Genomic DNA, 17,152 nt, shown 5'->3' on the forward strand with positions numbered 1-17,152 from the left:
CACAATGTTGGAACAGATGCGCAAAGAGGTGTGCGAAGGTAATCTTGCCCTCGCTCGCCACGGACTGGTGGCATGGACAGGAGGGAATCTGTCGGCCATCGATCGCGACCGAGGCGTCATCGTCATCAAGCCTTCGGGCATGTTGTACGACGACATGACGCCCGAGGACATGGTCGTCGTCGACTTCGACGGCAAGGTCGTCGAGGGCGAGCACGGCCCGTCCTCGGATACCCTGTCTCACCTGCAGATTTACGCCGGACGCGAGGACGTGGGCGCGGTTGTCCACACCCACTCCACCTACGCCACCGCCTTCGCGGCGGTGGGACGGGAGATCCCGTGCTGCCTCACGGCAATCGCCGACGAATTCGGCGGCCCGATCCCGTGCGGAGGCTACGCACGAATCGGCTCCGACGAGATCGGCAAGGAGCTGCTGGCTTCGATCGGGCACAGCCCCGCGATCCTCATGAAACAGCACGGCGTCTTCACCATCGGCGCCACCATCACCAAGGCGCTCCAGGCAGCCGTCATGGTCGAAGATGTGGCCAAGACCGTGGCCGTCGCCCACACGCTCGGCACCATCACCGACCTGCCCGCCGACGAGATCGCCGCCAACTATGACCGCTATACACACCGCTACGGCACGATGGCTGCCTCGGAAGGAGTAACACAATGACAGCCTTCGATCTGACCACACTGGGTGAAGGCCAAATCCGCCTCACCTGCCTCAAAGGTGAGCGACTGGGGTCAGCTCGTCAGCTGCGGATGTCCGCAGCCTGCTCGGAAGCTAACGTGTCGGGCCTGCTGTCGCAGCTCGGACGCAAATGCTCGTGGGCAACCATCCTGCCCAAGGGACACGCCCTGACGAAGCGCATCTTCTCCGAATACCGCTCGGTCGGCGTCGACCTGTCCAACGTCGTGCGCTCCGAGGGCGGCCGCGTCGCCCTGTACTTCATGGAACCCGGCGAATACCCCATGCCCGCCCGCGTCATGTACGACCGCGAACACACCCCGTTCCGCGACATGACCGTCGACATGTTCAACTGGGACTCCCTCCTCGACACCCGCGTCGTCTTCGTTACGGGCATCACCACCGCCCTGACAGAAAACACCGCCAAGGTCGTGCGCTACTTCGTCGACCAGGCCGTCGAACGCGGCGTCGAAGTCATCCTCGACGTCAACTACCGCTCGATGCTGTGGGATGCCGAACAGGCCCACGCGGTCCTCGACCCGATCGCACGCGCCTCGACGGTCGTCTTCTGCTCGCGCAAAGACACCGAAATCATCTACGGAATCACCGGCGAAGGCGAAGACGTCTGCCGGAAACTGCGCGAGGAAATCGGCGTCAACTACGTCGTCTCCACCGACCAGGTCCGCGGCGTCTACCTGTCCGGCCCCGAGGGCGAACAGACCTTCTCGGTCCACCCCGTCCCCGTTGTCGACCGCCCCGGCGCCGGCGACTCCTTCGTCGCGGGCACCATCCACGGCTACCTCCAGGGCAACATCGTCGACGGCGTGCGCTACGGCCAGCGCACCTCGGCCTACGCCCTCACTCACCACGGCGACCTCACCTACTTCTCGCCCACGGAACTCGATATTCCCGTGACCACGGACATCGTCCGATGATCACCTGCGGGCGCCTCGGCGTCAGGCAAGGACAACTCCTATGACCACACAACCGGCGGGAATCACCGCCCTCGACCAAATCGATCAGAGAACCAAGCTCACCGGACACCAAAAGTCCGTCATCTGGCTGGCCATCATCGCCAACGTGTCGGAATTCTTCGACATGTTCCTCATCGGCTTCGCCGTTTCCCTGCTGACCAAACCCTGGCAGCTCACAGGCTTCGAGACCGGCACCATCCTCGCCTGCTCTGGCCTGGGCACCGTCATCGGCGCCATCGTATGGGGCCGCCTCGCGGACCGCTACGGCCGCAAGCACGCCTTCACGTGGTGCATCCTCATGTTCGTCGTCTTCACGGCGGCCTGCGTCGTCACCCCAGACCGCGGGTGGATCCTGCTCGCGGTGCTGCGCATCCTCGTCGGCGCCGGCGTCGGCGGCCTCAACATCACCTCCATCCCCTACGTCCAGGAATTCGTGCCCGCCAAGCACCGCGGCTTCCTGTCGGGCCTGGCCAGCGTGTTCATCCCCGCCGGCCTGTTCCTCGGCGCCCTGGCGCAACGCTTCCTCGGCGACCTCATCGGCTGGCGCGGCCTCATCGCGCTGGGCGTCATCCCGATCTTCCTGCTGTTCTGGCTCAAGCTCGTACCCGAATCCCCGCGCTTCCTCCAGACCCAGGGCCGCACCAAGGAAGCCCGCGAAGCCCTCGCATGGGCCCTCGAGATCGACGAGAAGGACCTCGCCCCGCTGCCGCCGCTGTCGGCCGAGACGAAGCCGCAGGCCTACTCGGTGATCTTCAAGCGCTACCCGCGCGCGCTCGCGGTCGTCACGTTGGGGTCGTTCTGCTTCATCCTCGGCTCCTTCACCGTTCAGTCGTGGGGCCAGACCCTGCTGAAGGACGCCTACGGCTTTGACGCCGCCTTCGTCGGCACCTTGTTCATGATCGTCTCGCTGGGCGATCTGCTGGGTCGACTGGGCTCGGCATGGCTTGCGGATAAGATCGGGCGACGCTACACGATGCTGTCGTTCGGTATCCTCGGCGGCATCGGCGCCATCATCGCGGCGCTGGCGACATCGGGTGATTCCGGGTGGCTGTTCTTCGTCGGCATCCTCATCGTCATGACGTTCGGCGACGGGGCCTTCGGCATCCTCAACGCCTTCGGCTCCGAGCAGTTCCCCAACGAGGCGCGCTCGTCGGGGTTGGGCCTGGGCTACGGCATCGGCGCGGCGGCCAAGGTCGTCGGTCCGGCGCTCATGGGCGCGATGATCGGTGGCGGCTACGTCGCCCAGAACGTCTCGCTCGACGCCGTGCGTCCCGCGTTCTTGCTGTTCGCCGTCCTCCTCTTTGTCGGCGGCATCATCTACCTGTTCGCTCGCGAAACCAAGGGCGAATCGCTGGAGCAGATCTAGCGATTACCCGGCAGGCGGCACCCCGGCTCATGCGGTTCGGGGTGCCGCTTGCGCATGTCGTCGCGGCCTCGCGCGGTGTTAGCGTGAGGGCGCGGTGAAGGGGGGACAGGTCGGTGGAGGCAACGACGATCCTTACGGCGGTGGGCATCGGGGTCCTAGTCGGCATCGTCGTCGGGGCCCTGGGGGCCGGCGGCGGTATCTTGTCGGTGCCGATCCTCGTCTATCTCCTCGGCCAATCCCCCCACGATGCGGCTGCCGAATCTCTCGTCATCGTCGCGCTGACGGCGATCGTCTCGATCATTCCCCATGCGCGAGCCGGGCGAGTCCGCGTGCGCGACGGCCTGACATTCGGGCTGCTCTCCGTCATTGGTGCGGTGGCCGGGTCGCGGTTGTCGGTCCTCGTCCCCGAGGACGCCCTCATGGTCGCCTTCGGCGTTCTGCTCGCCGCGGTCGGCATCGTCATGATCGGCAAAGCCCGCCGCGCGCGTGCTGGGGAGGCGCCGCGCCGTGCCGACGCTACCGCCTCCCCGGGCGCCGTTGTGGCTGCGGCGTGCCTGACGGGATTTCTCACGGGATTCTTCGGCGTGGGTGGGGGATTCGTCGTCGTCCCCATGCTCGTGTTGGGTCTGGCGATTCCCATGCGTTCGGCCGTCGCCACGTCGTTACTCGTCATGATCATCACGTCGACGGTCGGCCTCGCCTCGCGCGTGGGGACGGGAATTGTCATTGACTGGCCGCTCGTCCTTGCCTTTTCCATCGCGTCGATGATCGGTGGGCTGTTGGGGGCTCCGGCGTCGCGGCGGGCGAGGGAATCGACCCTGACGTTGATCTTTGGCCTCCTGCTCATCGCGGTTGCCGCAGCCACCCTCGTTCGCACGTTTATCGCCCTGTTATAGGCCGTGAAACGTCGCATGACCTGCGTGGATACAGTGCTGTATTCGGAAGCGTGTGGACGGCCCTCTACGCTGATACCTACGGTTCGGTAACTTATAGGGAGCTTCCCATGGTGTTAGAACTCGCGCCCGGCTATGTCGCCAATCCGCTGGCGGTCAACGTCCCCGATGGCATGTCGATGCCCAAGCTCGTTCAAATGCGCGCACTCACCGCTCCCGACGGGGTGATTATCGAACGCAAAAGCGAGCTCGGTAACGCGTGGCTGCCCATTACGGCCGCGCAATTCATGGACCAGGTCTACGCCCTGGGCGCCGGCCTCATCGGTGAGGGGGTCAATCCCGGCGACGCGATCGGGCTGTTCGCGCCGACGTGTTACGAGTGGACCCTGCTCGACATGGCTATTCAGGCGATTGGTGCCATCGTCGTGCCCATCTACGAATCCGATTCGGCCTCGCAGATCGAGTGGATTTTCGCCGACTCCGGGGCACGACGCGTCATCACGAAAGACCGCGGCCAGGCCGCCATCGCCACCTCCGTCGCCGACGTCGAGGCGTGGGTCATCGACGAGGGGGACATCGATCGCCTCATCGCCGCCGGCCTGAGCTCGTCGGCCGAAACTGAGCGGCGCATGGACCGACTGCGCGGCGGCGATATCGCGACCATTGTCTACACCTCGGGCACGACGGGACGCCCCCGCGGGGTTCCCCTCACCCACATGAACCTCGCCTCCTCTATCCTCCAGGACCTGCCGTTCTTCCCCGAGGCCGTGCGCGAGGAATCGGTGCGCCTATTGCTGTTCCTCCCCATGGCCCACATCTATGCGCGTACCGCCTGCTACATGGTGCTCATCGGTCACGGCCGCTGCGGACACGTTCCCAACACCCGCAACCTCGTCGACGACATGGCTTCCTTCCGTCCCACCACCATCGGTGCGGTCCCGCGCGTGCTCGAGAAGGTCTACGCCGCGGCTAAAGCCAAGGCCGCCGCGTCCGGAGTCAAGCGACGCATATTCGCCTGGTGTGAGAAGGTCGCCTCCGCCCGCGCCGAACGCATCCGCGCCGGGCGCGACGAGACGATCGGCAATCGCGTCGTCTATCGCCTCGCCCACACCCTCGTCTTCGGCAAGCTCGAAGACATGCTCGGCGGGCAAATGCGCTACGTCGTCTCGGGCGGCGCGCCACTTGCGGCCCACATCGAACAGTTCTTCACCGGCATGGGTGTGCGGATTCACCAGGGATACGGCCTCACCGAAGCCTCGGGCGGCATCATCTGTAACACCGAGACCCACCGTCGCCTCGGTGCCGTTGGCGTGCCCTGTCCCGGTGCGGCGGCAAAGATCGACGATGACGGCGAAGTCCTCCTGACCGGCCCGGGCATCTTCTCCGGCTACCACGGCGAGACGCCCCACGACCCCGCCTATTTCACTTCCGACGGCTGGTTCCGCACCGGCGACCTCGGCCACATCGACGACGACGGATTCCTCTTCATCTCCGGGCGCAAAAAGGAACTCATCGTCACCGCCGGCGGCAAAAACGTCCAACCCGCCCTCGTTGAGGACAACATCCGCCAGCACCCCCTCGTTTCTCAGGTCGTCGCCGTCGGTGAGGGCCAGCCCTTCATTGCCGCGCTCATCACCCTCGACCCCGACGCGCTGCCCGTGTGGCTCGACAACCACAAGCTTCCGCGTATGGACCAGGTCGCCGCAGCCCGCCACCCGCGCGTCCACCAGGCCATCGCCCGCGCGATCACCCGGGCCAACGCCGCCGTTTCGCGCGCCGAATCGGTCCGCAAATTCACCATCCTGCCCGGCGACTTCACCGAGGCTAACGGTCTGCTCACCCCCTCACTGAAGGTCCGCCGCGCCCAGGTCAACAGCCAATTCGCCGACGAGATCGCGGCCCTCTATGCCGGCGACACCGGCTCTGGCGCCACCCACACCGACGTCCCCGACGCGCACTAACTAATGGGACTACACCTCACCGACACCTCCGTCAGCGTCGATCCCATCTACGACGTTCCCGACGACTTAACTGTCCCTGGAGTCGTCATCGACCGCGCCCGCCGCACTCCCGACGCTCCTATCGTCGAGCGCTGCCTTGGCCCCGATCACTGGTGCCCCGTCACCGCCGCGGCCTTCGCCGATGCCTTCGCCCGCGTCGGTGCCGCCGCGATCGCATGGGGAGTCCGCGAAGGTGACCACGTCGCCATCCAGGGACCTTCCGGGCTGGAGTGGAACCTCATCGACCTCGCCCTCCAGATGATCGGCGCCGTCGTCGTCCCCATCTACGACACGGCATCGCCGACCCAAATCCACGCGATCATCACCGAATCCGCCATCACTCGCGCCTTCGCCGATGGTGATGCGGCGGGCCGCCTCACCGAGGCCGGTGTCGACGTGCGCGACTTCGGCTGGGCCGTGACCGCCTCCGGCCTTGACGATCCCGCAGCCGAGATCGATCCGACCCCCGCGCTGACCCGACTGGCCAAGCGACGCGCCGACGAGGTTGCCACGATCGTCTACTCTTCGGGCACGACCGGGCGCCCCCGCGGTGTCGTCCTCACCCATCGCAATCTGGCGGGAATGCTCATCCAGCAGCAGATGTTCTTCCCCCAGGCCATCCACGACGCCGATGTGCGCTGCCTGCTGTTCTTGCCGATGGCGCACGTATTCGCGCGCACGGCCGCCTACATGCCACTAGCCGGTGAGGGCGTCTCGGGGCACGTGACGGCCGCTGCCGGTGACCTGGTGGCGAATCTGCGCCAGTTCCGCCCGACGACGATTGGCGCGGTGCCGCGGGTGCTGGAAAAGATCGAGGAGGCGGCGCAGCGCAAGGCCTCGTCGGGTCTGGCGGCGCACGTATTCGCGTGGGCGCAGCGGGTCGCGCGCGAGCGCGCCCCCTACGTTCGCTACGACCGCGCCATCCCGCGAGGCCTCGCGCTGCGTTACCGACTGGCGCACGCGCTCGTGCTCGGGCGCCTCGTCGAGACGATGGGCGGCCAGCTGCGATGCGTCGTCTCGGGCGGGGCGCCTCTCGATCCCGCTCTCGACGACTTCTTCACCGGCATGGGAATCCGCATCTGCAACGGCTACGGCCTCACCGAGTCGAGTGGTGGCTTTCTATGCAACACGTTTAGCGAGGCGAAAGCGGGAACAGCCGGGCGACCGCTGCCCGGCTGCCGCGTGCGGGTGAGCGCGGACGGTGAACTCGAGCTGGCGGGAATCGGCATCTTCACCGGCTACGCCAACGACGCCGCCGCCACGGAAGCCGCGTTCACGCCGGACGGGTGGTTCCGCTCGGGCGACCTCGGAGAGATCGACGCCGAGGGCTACGTGACCATCACGGGGCGCAAGAAGGACGTCATCGTCACCGCCGGCGGCAAGAACGTTCAGCCGGCACCGCTGGAAGAGGCGGTTCGCCGACACCCCCAGGTCAGCCAGGTCATGGTCGTCGGGGAGGGGCGCAAATACGTCGCGGCACTCGTCACCCGCGACCCCGAGGCTCCCGGCGACGTCGACAGCGCGAGCGCGCAGGTCAGCGCGGCCTTTGCCGAGGCCAACCGGGCGGTCTCGCGTGCCGAATCTGTGCGGCGCTTCGTCATTCTTGACGGCGACTTTAGCGAGGAAAACGGCCTGTTGACGCCGTCGTTGAAGATGAAGCGTTCCCGCATTGCCGAGCGCTTCGCCGACGAGATCGACGCCCTCTACCGCGGCGAGATCGGCACCGACGTCGCCGCGAGCTAGGACGTCACGACAGGGCTGCGGCAAAGGCTTCGAGCAGATCCGCCCGCGTCACGTCGCCGCTGCGGCGCGCGACCTCGCGTCCGTCGCGCATGACGAGGACGGTGGGCAGGGCGCGCACCCCGAGGGCCCGATCGATGCGCGTCGCCGCGACATCAACCCGGAAGAAATCGAGATGGGCGGCAAGGCTTCGGGCGAGGTCGTCGATGATGGGGCGCTGCACAAGGCAGGAGGAGCACCACGGCGCCCAGAACTCGATGACGCAGGCGCGCGAGGCGCCCACGCGCTCGCGCCACGTGTCCTCGTCCAGGTCGACGACTGCGCTCATGACCCCTCCTCTCGAGCCACAGCCTAGGCGAGACCGCGGCGCGACGAGAGCCAGTCGCACCGCCTGGCGTATAGTGCCTGCGGGCGAAGGAGGAAAAGTGGTTCACCTGCTGTTGGCGATCATCTACGTGGCGTTTATCAGCCTGGGTCTGCCCGATGGCCTGCTGGGTGCCGCCTGGCCGACGATGTACCCGAGCTTCGGCGTTCCCGTCTCCTACGCCGGGTCCGGGATCGTCTCGATCGTCATTTCGCTGGGAACAATCGCATCGAGCCTGCTCAGTGATCGCCTGACGAGGCGCTGGGGGACCGGTCTCGTTACGGCAGTGAGCGTCGTGATGACGGCCGTCGCCCTGTGTGGCTTTTCCGTGACGGGGTCGTTTTGGCTGCTCATCGTGTGGGCAATCCCCTACGGGTTGGGCGCGGGATCCGTCGACGCGTCGCTGAACAACTACGTCGCCGTGCACTACTCCTCGGCCCACATGAGCTGGTTGCACTGCATGTGGGGCATTGGCGCCTCGGCCGGTCCCTACGTCATGGGTGCGCTGCTGACGCGGGGCCACCCGTGGAACACGGGATACGCGACGATCGGCATCATCCAGATCGTCCTCGCCATCGGGATCGTCGCCTCGCTACCTCTGTGGAGGAAACGCGCGGTGACAGCGCAGACAGACGATGCCGGCCCGCTGTCGCTGCGCACGATCGTCGCCATCCCCGGGGCGAAGCAGGTGATGATCTGCTTCTTTTGCTACTGCGCTATCGAATCGACCGCGGGGTTGTGGGCGTCGAGCTATCTCACGCTCGTTCGCGGCGTCTCCGCGGACGTCGCCGCCACGTGCGGGTCGCTGTTCTTTGTCGGCATCACGCTCGGGCGCGCGATCAGCGGTTTCCTCACCGTGCGGTGGAGTGACCAACAGCTGATTCGCGGCGGCGCCATCATCATGTTCGTCGGTGCCGTGATGGTGTTCGTGCCGGTCACCGGCGTCGCCATCGCCTCTTTTGTCGTCATTGGCCTGGGCTGCGCGCCGGTGTATCCCTGCGTCATCCACTCCACGCCGCACCATTTCGGTGCCCATCGCTCGCAGGCGATCATCGGCGTCCAGATGGCCAGCGCCTACACGGGAACCCTCGTCATGCCCGCGGTCTTCGGGGTGCTTGCCGAGAACGTGAGCGCGGCCCTGCTGCCCCTCTACCTCGTCGTCCTCATCGTCGTCATGGCGTTCAGCACGAGCGCCTCGTCGAGGCGACGAGGGGTCACCGCACACAGGCGCGGTGACCCCTCGCGCTCGTCAGGATGTTGTCGACGACGCCTCCGGCGTGGCTGTGGTGGTGCCTTCCTTAGCCGGTGCCGAGGTCTCCTCGGCGATCGCGTCGCTCGCGGACCCACCGGCGTCGCGGCCCGGGGTGGGCAGGTTGAAGCGGCGAATGGCCCACGAGAACAAGAAATAGTAGATCGCGGCGTAGACCAGACCGATGGGGATGATGAGCAAGACCTTGCCGAATCCTCCCGACAACCCGGCGGCCTTCGTCAGGTTGAGCAGGTAGTCAATCGCGCCGGCCGAGAAGCCGAATCCCGACTTGATCCCCAGGTAATTCACGAGCGCCAGCGACGACCCCGTGAGCAGGGCGTGGACGACGTACAGCGGGGCGGCGACGTAGGCGAAGGCGAATTCCAGCGGTTCGGTGACGCCGGTAATAAACGACGTCAATCCCAGCGAGATCATGACGCCGCCGACGACTTTGCGGTTTTGCGGCAGGGCCGTGCGGTAGAAGGCGAGCGCCGCACCCAGCAGAGCGAACATCATGATGGGGAAGAAGCCGGTCATGAAGTTGCCGGTCCACGCGTTGGTGCCGTCGACACCCGAGAGGAAGCACGTGATGTCGCCGTGGATGGTTTCACCGGCCGCGTTCGTGCACTGCCCGAGCTGGAACCACGGCAGCGAATTGAGCAGGTGGTGCAACCCGAAGGGGATCAGCAGGCGGTTGACAGTGCCGAAGACGAATCCCGTCGCCGGGTTGGAGCCGTGCTCCATGATGAAGCCGCCGAGCAGCTTGTTGAAGAGGTAATCGAAAATGGGGTAGGCGAGGGAGAAGATGACGGCAAGCACGATCGAGCACGCCGCGGTGATGATGGGAACGAAGCGCCGCCCACCGAAGAACGCCAGGTATTGCGGCAGCCGGATGCGATAGAACTTTTGATAGAGAATCGCGGCGAGAATACCGACGGCGATGCCGCCGAGGACCCCGTAGTTGATGGAATACGTCGGTGCGGCGCACGCGAAATTAGCGGCGTCGAGGCCGGCCGTCGCCACGGCGTCGGCGCACGTTCCCGGGGTCTCCTGCCCGAAATAGGGGGCGAGCGTGTCGGTAACCGCGGTGAAAACGAAGTAACCGATGAGGGCGGCCAACGCCGTCGACCCATCGGACTTGCGCGCGAACCCGATGGCCACGCCCAGCGCGAAGAGGTAGGCGAGGTTGCTGATGAGGGCGTTACCGGCTGCCGCCATGACGTCGGCGACGGGGTTGAGCCAGGTCAGGTGAGCGCCGAGCCCATCGGCGCCGAGCATGTCGGGTTGGCCCAGGCGCAGCAGCAGCGCCGCTGCGGGCAGGGAGGCAATGGGGAGCATGAGCGAGCGGCCGAGCCGCTGCGCGAGAGCAAAGACCTTGCCCTGACGTTTCGAGGATGATGGGGTGCCCATATCGGTGTTCTCTTCCTTGAGTTCATGCGCACATGCGCCTGCGGTTGTCTAGACCAGCTGGTGCAATCTCACCACACCCCACCTGCGTCGTCAAGAGCCCACGTATGATCGCTAACGTGAAATACGTCGAGATATCCACCTATCTGGCCGACCTGGTGGATTCCCGGCTGTCGCCGGGAGACCGGATTCCCTCCGAACGGGCGCTGTGCCAGCGCTTCGGCGTGTCGCGAATGACGGTCCGTCAAGCCGTCGACGTCCTCGTCAACGAGGGCGTTCTCGTTCGCCAGCAAGGACGCGGAACATTCGTTGCCCAGCAGAAACTGGACCTCCAGCTACGCATCACGTCATTCGGCCAAGAAATGCGGATGCGCGGGATGGTGCCCTCAACGAAGCTGCTGGAGACCGACGAAGCAGTGCCGCCCACCCACATCGCACAAGCCCTGGCGCTGAGCGAGGACGCGAAAACCTATTACGTTCGACGCCTGCGCTATGCCGACGACGTCCCCATGTGTGTCGAGGAGTCGTGGCTGCCCCATGCCCTTCTGCCCGGCTTCTTCGATCCCGCCCCGCCCGATTCGCTCTACGGCGACCTCCAGGTTCGCGGCTTTCGCCCGACGTGGGGTGAGGACACGATCGAATCGGTGAATCTCGACCGCGCCCAGGCGGCACTGCTCGACGTCGAGGTCGGGGCGGCAAGCATCGTCGTCACGCGCCGCACCTTCGCCGAGGATGTTCCTGTGGAATTCGCCGTCTCCTACTACCGCGGCGACCGTTACAAGTTGTGGGTGCCGATTGCTCAGCCGCTCTCGCCCATTCATCCATCATCGACGCAGCGAAAGTCGTGAGGAGTGACTATGACCCAGGACAATCTCAGTCGCATCGTTGACGCCCTCGGCGGCGTCGCCAACATCCGCACGGTCGAGCCGTGTGTGACGCGGATGCGCTTTGAACTTGCCGACCCCTCACTCGTGAGCCTGGACGCGCTGCGCCCGCCCCTGTGCTTCGGTGCGACCCTGGTCGGCACGGCGTGCCAGGTGATCGTCGGGCCCCGCGCCGAGATCTTGACCGACGAACTGCGCGAGCGTTTCGGCGAGCGGTAGACGCCACATTGGCGCGTCGCGTCGCGCGCGGACGTGGTAGCCTTCTAGACGTCTAGACCAGTTGCGTCCTTGGTGGCGCGTCAACGGAGACCACGGCCGAGAAGAGAACATCATGAGCGACGCCGACGTCATTCTTGCCCCCCTGTCCGGAACTATTCACCCCCTGAGCGATGTCCCCGATCCCGTGTTCGCGCGCGGCATGGTGGGCCCCGGCCTCGCGATCGCCCCGACGGGGGAGGGCGACGTCGACGCGGTGGCACCCCTGTCGGGCACCATCGCGAAGATTCATCCCCACGCCTTCATCGTGTGCGCCTCAGGCGTCAACGTCCTCGTCCACCTGGGACTCGACACGGTCAAGCTCGACGGCGAGGGATTCACCGTCCACGCTGCCACCGGAGACGAGGTCGAGGCAGGCCAGCCGCTCATCACGTGGAACCCGCGTGACATCGAGGCTCGTGGTCTGTCGGCGATCTGCCCCGTCATCTTCATGGAGACCATCGCCGCCATTGAGCACCTCGTCGGCGACGGCGAGCAGGTGAGCGGAGGTGCGCCGCTGGCGCGCGCAACGCGCTGACGCGACTAGCGACGAGACGCGAGAACCCGCGTCAGCACCGTCGTGATGAGGACGAGGAACGCCGCCAGCACCGAGGCGATGGCACCCAGTATCGACATCGACAGCAGGCGCTCATCGATGTCGCTGGGCGAAAAAGCAAGCACCGTCGGTGCCCCGCTGCCCATGTACATGGTTGGCATGACGATCCAGGCGATGATCGACAAGACGAACAACCCGGCCGCACCCACGTGGAACGCCTTCGCGACAACGTGAATCGGCTGGCGCACCGCGGCGATCGCCGACACGATCACCGCTACTGCGCCGAGCGCGCAGTAGACGGGTACGACAATTTGGACCAGCTGCGTGATCACTTCGCCAGAGGTGATGACCGCACTCGAGCCGAAAAACACCACGACGAGGACGGCGGGAATGATGCCGAAACTAATGACTCGCGGGCGCGACAAGAAATGCACGATGACCCCTTCTGACTCCGTAGTGACGCGGATATAACAGTGACATTCTACGAGGCCGCCGGCGATAGCCCCTCATACCCCCGGTGTCGTCGTGTCGGCATCGGCGCGACGAACGCGCCCCGTGAAGTGATCCATCGTCGCGTTGATGCCGAAAATATCGGTGAGGATGTCGTGCACCGGCGTCACCACCTTGACCAGCTGAACAGCGCGGGCAAATCGCGGCAGGGCCACGGTAGCGGCACCGGCCTCGATCTGATCGAGAACACGGCGGGCCACATCGGCCGGCTCGAGGACGGGGAGTAAGCGCGGGAAACGTGTGCGCACACCGGCAAACATCCCCGTGTCGATGTAGTAGGGCATGACCGTCAACGTCGTCACGGCGCTCCCAGCGTGGCGCAGCTCGGCACGCAGCGCCTCAGAGAACCCCACCGCCGCGAATTTCGATGCCGAATAATCGGTCTGCCGCGCGACACCCACCAGACCGGCCGCCGAGGCGATTGTGACGATGAGGCCGTCATCGCGTTCGAGCATCCCCGGCAAGAACGCGCGCGCCGTGCGATAAAGCGCAAACACGTTGACGCCGTAGACCCGCTCAAGATCATCCTCACCCACGTCAAGAACGGCCTTGCCCGTGACGACACCCGCGCAATTGATGAGGACGTCGATTCCCCCGATCGCCTCAGTGACCGCGCGCCCGGCACGCTCAACCGCCTCGGCGTCGGTGAGGTCGACCTCCCACGCGCACGCCCGGTGGCCGCGAGCCGTGATCGTGCGCGCGACCCGTTCCGCCCCGTGCTCATCGCGATCCCAAATGACGACGTGGGATGCGCCACGACGTGCGGCCTCGCGGGCCATGATCTCGCCAATCCCCGACGCCGCGCCGGTCACGAGGACACGCCGCCCGGCCAACGGACGGCGGGCGCGACGATACCGCGACGCCGTCGCCATGACGGCATCGCTTATACGTGAACTCAGCATCATGCCAACGGTCCTTTCCGTTTAAGTGCAGCGAAGACCCGCATGAGGCGGGCCCAGCGCCGATGACTAAATCCGACGGGAGCCGTCAACGGCCACACCCGCGAACGGGCAATCGTGCGTGTGCGCGTAAACGCCAGCAGCCCTTCGCGCCCGTGCCGACAACCGATCCCCGAACGACCCCACCCGCCCAACGGAGCCGCCGTGCTGGCCCACGTTGCCGTGTAGCCGTCATTGATATTGACCGAACCGGCCCGCAGACGTGCGGCTACCCGCTCAGCCTCGCGGGCAGGTCCCCACACCGCCGCATTCAACCCGTACGCCGTATCGTTCGCAGCCGCGACGGCCTCATCCACGCTCTCGACACGCGTCAGGGCGACAACCGGACCGAACGTCTCCTCCCGATACAGCCGAGCCGTGGGCGGAACATCGGTGAGCAGAGTCGGGGCATAGGCGCTCGGGGCAACGTCGGGCAACGGATGACCTCCCACCAGCACCCGCGCCCCCTCAGCCACGGCATCCGCCACGTGGGCATGAACCTCACGCATGTGGTCAACGGAAACGAGCGGCCCCATATCGGCCTCCCAATCGAGATCGGCCTGAACGCGCAGCTCGCCGACCGCGCGCACGAGGCGCGGCACCACTCTCTCCCACTCCGCCGCATGGATATAGATGCGCTCGATACTCACGCACAACTGTCCCGAGGAGGCAAAACACGCGGCAACAATGCCGCGCACGCTCGCCGCCAGGGGAGCGCCCGGCAGCACGATGAGGGGATTCTTTCCACCCAACTCCGCGGAAAACGCGCACAGCCGGGCACCCGCCTGCGCCCCCACGCTCGCCCCGGCCGCCGTCGACCCCGTAAACATGACGTGATCGACCGACTCGATCAGCGCCGATCCCGTCTCTGTCCCCGAACCGGTCACCACCTGAAACAGATCGGGATCGAGTCCGCTACCAAGCAAGAGCCGGCGGGCAGCGAGCGCAGACAACGGCGTAAGGGTGGCCGGCTTGAGCACCACGGCATTCCCCGCGACCAGGGCCGCCAACGCATCAGATAGGGCCAGCGTGAACGGATAGTTCCATGGCGCAATGATCCCGACTACTCCCTCGGGATGACGCTCGGTTACCACCTTCGTCACCCCCGGAATGGCCCCGCGCCGCCGCGTCGGTGCCAGAGCCGCCGGCCCGTGGGCGGCAAGAAAAGACGCGTTCAACGAGGCGTCGATAACCTCGTCTTGGGCATGCGAACGCGCTTTGCCGTTCTCCAGGCACACCAGGTCGACCAGGGCGTCGTGGTGACGATCGAGGGCGTCAACGAGGCGGGGCAGGAAACGGCAGCGTTCGCGCACGGGTACGCGTTCCCAGCGCTGTTGTGCCGCGCGTGCGCGAGCGCATGCCTCCGACACGTCGCGAGGAGTGGAGCGAGGCAGGGTCGCTAGCGTCGTTTGCGTTAGCGGCGACGTCACGCTCAGGCCGGCGTCGGAGCTGGTTCGCGAGTGTGCGACGAGCGAATCCAGTCGCCGCGGAGTGAGGAAGAGGGAAGTCAGGACATCTCGGGCGCGGGCAGCGAGAGGCGAATCCGACGAGGCCTGGAAGTCTCCCATGGCTCCACAGTCTACGGTGATTGCCCCGCAGTGAGCCGATGCCGCGCTATGGGGCGATATGCGGGCAGGAGCGAAAAACGGTGGCGACCAGGAACGACGATGCGCATCGCGACGAATTCCTACCGTGATGGAAAGCACAGTTGCCATCTGTCAAGCCTGGTAGGATTGACAGGGTTTCACACATGTATGGGTGTGGACGTGTGTCCCGACTCAGCTTGCTAGCTCCGAGAGGATGAGCTGCTCAATGACTGGTGAACAGAACGCGACCCCTCACAATCACCGCCGCACACGATTCGCTCGCCCGGTGGCTGTGTTGGCGGCAATCGCCCTCGTATGTGCCGTCATGGTTGTTGCCGGACAATCCCTCTTTGCTCGCGCTCAAGACGGGGCGATGGGGAAGTGGGATGTTCCCAAGGGCGCGACCGTCTCCAACGGCGTGTCGCTGATTTCGGGTGGCCTCAGCTACCATAGCCGCGGCGACGACGATCGCTCGTTCACGATGACACTGACCTATCGCGCGGTCGTCGACCCCGGTATCGAGTGGATCTACCTGCGGATGGACCCGCGCTTGAACAAGCACATCACCGAGATGACGGTGAAGGCCCAGCCCGACGGCTCCTCCCCGACGGTGAAGTACCAGCGCTACTTCGAAAAGGTCGTCCCTGGAATGAAGGGGCACATCAAGAACAACGGCGACGGCACCGGTGCCGAGGACCCGTACGCCCACGAGGGCAACGTGTGGCGCGTCATCAACTCGAAGAAGGCCGCGACAGCCCAGCTGGGGAACACGACTCAACGCAATCTCCTCTCGGGCAACTGGGGCGTATTCACCGACGTGCCGCTGCAGAACTACCAGAACTGGGCCAAGGTCGAGGTCAAGCTCGATGCGCCGATCTCGGACATCATCGCCGAGGCCGGAACCTCGCAGTTCGATGCCGACGTGCGCTGGCAAGACAACGGTGACGACGGAACGAAGGTGTGGATCGAACGCCGGGTCGACACCGGGGCGGCGATCTATTTCGACGACACTCTGCCACGTCCCGAGGCCAAGAACTTCAACTGGCTTCAGTCGCACGCCTACTCCAAGGCCATCGTGCGCTACGAGGGTCCGATCATGGGTCAGGACAAGAAGAACGTTGCGTCCCCCGCAGGGGCCTCGGTCATGCGCATCGTGACGGCGTACCCCCCCGGCCGCTCGTGTCCTACAACACCTCGAGTGGATGGAATAAGCCGGCCGATTTGCACATCCAGATCGATCCCGAGATCGTCTCGCGACTGTCTGGCGAGAACATCGTCGTGTGGGAGGCCTACTCGGTCACCACGCAGTCGGCCGCGCAAAACCTGTCGAAGGCGTCCGAACCGCCCCTCGTCATCCCCGTGTCGCGGTTCACTCCCGATGGTCATCTGACGGTGACCAACCGCGCGGATATGAAGGACACGACGCAGAACGGCTACTTCTACGCCTCCAACGTCGGTCACTACATCCAAACCAACGCCCTGGAGCCGATTGTCGGTGGCACCATCGTCGACCTGCCGGTGGACGAGGCGAAGCTGAAGGAACTCATCCCCGCCGATGGCTCCTACCGAGTGCGCGTGGCGACGTACCTGAGTGACCAGGAAAACGGCACCACTCGTATTCTTCCGCGCACGCAGGCCACCGTGTCGTGGCCGATGGGCATCTCGGCCAAACCCGAGGTGCGCAACATCTCGGTCGGCAACGCCGACAAGAAGGCCGACGACGTCACCGACACGGTGAACAC

15 protein-coding genes and 1 pseudogene are annotated in these 17,152 nt (G+C 65.7%); 11 read left to right on the forward strand and 5 right to left on the reverse strand.

Annotated elements, in window-relative coordinates; genetic code table 11:
* Positions 1-4 precede the first annotated feature (4 nt).
* The 6 genes from H8R18_RS00300 to H8R18_RS00325 all read left to right on the forward strand — a co-directional run bounded on the left by H8R18_RS00300 (position 5) and on the right by H8R18_RS00325 (position 7,664).
* Complete coding sequence (locus tag H8R18_RS00300; protein ID WP_191071717.1) at positions 5-673, forward strand: L-ribulose-5-phosphate 4-epimerase; 669 nt, start codon at positions 5-7, stop codon at positions 671-673.
* Positions 670-1,623, forward strand: a complete 954-nt coding sequence (locus tag H8R18_RS00305; protein ID WP_191071718.1) for a sugar kinase — start codon at positions 670-672, stop codon at positions 1,621-1,623. The genes H8R18_RS00300 and H8R18_RS00305 overlap by 4 nt, the downstream gene beginning before the upstream one ends.
* 40 nt (positions 1,624-1,663) lie before the next feature.
* Positions 1,664-3,028 (forward strand): MFS transporter, encoded by a 1,365-nt coding sequence (locus tag H8R18_RS00310; RefSeq protein WP_191071719.1) that lies wholly within the window; start codon positions 1,664-1,666, stop codon positions 3,026-3,028.
* A 113-nt stretch (positions 3,029-3,141) separates the two neighbouring features.
* A complete protein-coding gene (locus H8R18_RS00315; protein ID WP_191071720.1) occupies positions 3,142-3,924 on the forward strand; it encodes a sulfite exporter TauE/SafE family protein in 783 nt (260 codons plus the stop codon).
* Between the two features lie 107 nt (positions 3,925-4,031).
* On the forward strand, positions 4,032-5,882 hold the full coding sequence (locus H8R18_RS00320) for an AMP-dependent synthetase/ligase (RefSeq protein WP_223875130.1): 1,851 nt from the start codon (positions 4,032-4,034) through the stop codon (positions 5,880-5,882).
* Between the two features lie 3 nt (positions 5,883-5,885).
* Complete coding sequence (locus tag H8R18_RS00325; protein ID WP_191071721.1) at positions 5,886-7,664, forward strand: AMP-dependent synthetase/ligase; 1,779 nt, start codon at positions 5,886-5,888, stop codon at positions 7,662-7,664.
* A 4-nt stretch (positions 7,665-7,668) separates the two neighbouring features.
* On the opposite strand, the gene H8R18_RS00330 is transcribed toward H8R18_RS00325, so the two are convergent.
* Positions 7,669-7,989, reverse strand: a complete 321-nt coding sequence (locus H8R18_RS00330; protein WP_191071722.1) for a thioredoxin family protein — start codon at positions 7,987-7,989, stop codon at positions 7,669-7,671.
* A 184-nt stretch (positions 7,990-8,173) separates the two neighbouring features.
* Here H8R18_RS00330 and H8R18_RS00335 point away from each other — a divergent pair.
* Positions 8,174-9,145: pseudogene (locus H8R18_RS00335) on the forward strand (MFS transporter); the annotation flags it as partial.
* Between the two features lie 129 nt (positions 9,146-9,274).
* On the opposite strand, the gene H8R18_RS00340 reads toward H8R18_RS00335, so the two are convergent.
* A complete protein-coding gene (locus H8R18_RS00340; RefSeq protein WP_191071724.1) occupies positions 9,275-10,684 on the reverse strand; it encodes a PTS transporter subunit EIIC in 1,410 nt (469 codons plus the stop codon).
* A gap of 104 nt (positions 10,685-10,788) precedes the next feature.
* On the opposite strand from H8R18_RS00340, the gene H8R18_RS00345 reads away from it, so the two are divergent.
* The 3 genes from H8R18_RS00345 (at position 10,789) to H8R18_RS00355 (ending at position 12,358) form a co-directional block, all read left to right on the forward strand.
* Positions 10,789-11,529 (forward strand): GntR family transcriptional regulator, encoded by a 741-nt coding sequence (locus tag H8R18_RS00345; RefSeq protein WP_191071725.1) that lies wholly within the window; start codon positions 10,789-10,791, stop codon positions 11,527-11,529.
* Positions 11,530-11,538: 9 nt separating this feature from the next.
* Complete coding sequence (locus H8R18_RS00350) at positions 11,539-11,784, forward strand: PTS sugar transporter subunit IIB (RefSeq protein ID WP_191071726.1); 246 nt, start codon at positions 11,539-11,541, stop codon at positions 11,782-11,784.
* Positions 11,785-11,896: 112 nt separating this feature from the next.
* Positions 11,897-12,358, forward strand: a complete 462-nt coding sequence (locus H8R18_RS00355) for a PTS sugar transporter subunit IIA (RefSeq protein WP_191071727.1) — start codon at positions 11,897-11,899, stop codon at positions 12,356-12,358.
* Positions 12,359-12,363: 5 nt separating this feature from the next.
* On the opposite strand, the gene H8R18_RS00360 is transcribed toward H8R18_RS00355, so the two are convergent.
* The 3 genes from H8R18_RS00360 to H8R18_RS00370 all read right to left on the reverse strand — a co-directional run bounded on the left by H8R18_RS00360 (position 12,364) and on the right by H8R18_RS00370 (position 15,392).
* On the reverse strand, positions 12,364-12,810 hold the full coding sequence (locus H8R18_RS00360; protein ID WP_191071728.1) for a hypothetical protein: 447 nt from the start codon (positions 12,808-12,810) through the stop codon (positions 12,364-12,366).
* Between the two features lie 72 nt (positions 12,811-12,882).
* Positions 12,883-13,791 (reverse strand): SDR family oxidoreductase, encoded by a 909-nt coding sequence (locus tag H8R18_RS00365; RefSeq protein WP_223875131.1) that lies wholly within the window; start codon positions 13,789-13,791, stop codon positions 12,883-12,885.
* The gene (locus tag H8R18_RS00370) at positions 13,788-15,392 is read right to left on the reverse strand and encodes a succinic semialdehyde dehydrogenase (protein ID WP_191071729.1); all 1,605 of its coding nucleotides are present in this window, start codon (positions 15,390-15,392) and stop codon (positions 13,788-13,790) included. Before H8R18_RS00370 ends, H8R18_RS00365 begins: the two co-directional genes overlap by 4 nt.
* Before the next feature lie 244 nt (positions 15,393-15,636).
* On the opposite strand from H8R18_RS00370, the gene H8R18_RS08960 reads away from it, so the two are divergent.
* Positions 15,637-16,800 (forward strand): hypothetical protein, encoded by a 1,164-nt coding sequence (locus tag H8R18_RS08960; protein WP_227712819.1) that lies wholly within the window; start codon positions 15,637-15,639, stop codon positions 16,798-16,800.
* Positions 16,801-17,152: the final 352 nt, after the last annotated feature.

It is taken from the genome of Nanchangia anserum, from assembly GCF_015240065.1.
Lineage (GTDB): Bacteria > Actinomycetota > Actinomycetes > Actinomycetales > Actinomycetaceae > Nanchangia > Nanchangia anserum.

What these genes read in the sequence shown, in the direction of transcription:
- H8R18_RS00300 (WP_191071717.1), top strand. Translation starts at nt 5, where the DNA reads ATGTTGGAACAGATGCGCAAAGAGGTGTGCGAAGGTAATCTTGCCCTC.
- H8R18_RS00305 (WP_191071718.1), top strand. Translation starts at nt 670, where the DNA reads ATGACAGCCTTCGATCTGACCACACTGGGTGAAGGCCAAATCCGCCTC.
- H8R18_RS00310 (WP_191071719.1), top strand. Translation starts at nt 1,664, where the DNA reads ATGACCACACAACCGGCGGGAATCACCGCCCTCGACCAAATCGATCAG.
- H8R18_RS00320 (WP_223875130.1), top strand. Translation starts at nt 4,032, where the DNA reads ATGGTGTTAGAACTCGCGCCCGGCTATGTCGCCAATCCGCTGGCGGTC.
- H8R18_RS00325 (WP_191071721.1), top strand. Translation starts at nt 5,886, where the DNA reads ATGGGACTACACCTCACCGACACCTCCGTCAGCGTCGATCCCATCTAC.
- H8R18_RS00330 (WP_191071722.1), bottom strand. Translation starts at nt 7,989, where the DNA reads ATGAGCGCAGTCGTCGACCTGGACGAGGACACGTGGCGCGAGCGCGTG.
- H8R18_RS00340 (WP_191071724.1), bottom strand. Translation starts at nt 10,684, where the DNA reads ATGGGCACCCCATCATCCTCGAAACGTCAGGGCAAGGTCTTTGCTCTC.
- H8R18_RS00345 (WP_191071725.1), top strand. Translation starts at nt 10,789, where the DNA reads ATGATCGCTAACGTGAAATACGTCGAGATATCCACCTATCTGGCCGAC.
- H8R18_RS00350 (WP_191071726.1), top strand. Translation starts at nt 11,539, where the DNA reads ATGACCCAGGACAATCTCAGTCGCATCGTTGACGCCCTCGGCGGCGTC.
- H8R18_RS00355 (WP_191071727.1), top strand. Translation starts at nt 11,897, where the DNA reads ATGAGCGACGCCGACGTCATTCTTGCCCCCCTGTCCGGAACTATTCAC.
- H8R18_RS00365 (WP_223875131.1), bottom strand. Translation starts at nt 13,791, where the DNA reads ATGATGCTGAGTTCACGTATAAGCGATGCCGTCATGGCGACGGCGTCG.
- H8R18_RS00370 (WP_191071729.1), bottom strand. Translation starts at nt 15,392, where the DNA reads ATGGGAGACTTCCAGGCCTCGTCGGATTCGCCTCTCGCTGCCCGCGCC.
- H8R18_RS08960 (WP_227712819.1), top strand. Translation starts at nt 15,637, where the DNA reads ATGACTGGTGAACAGAACGCGACCCCTCACAATCACCGCCGCACACGA.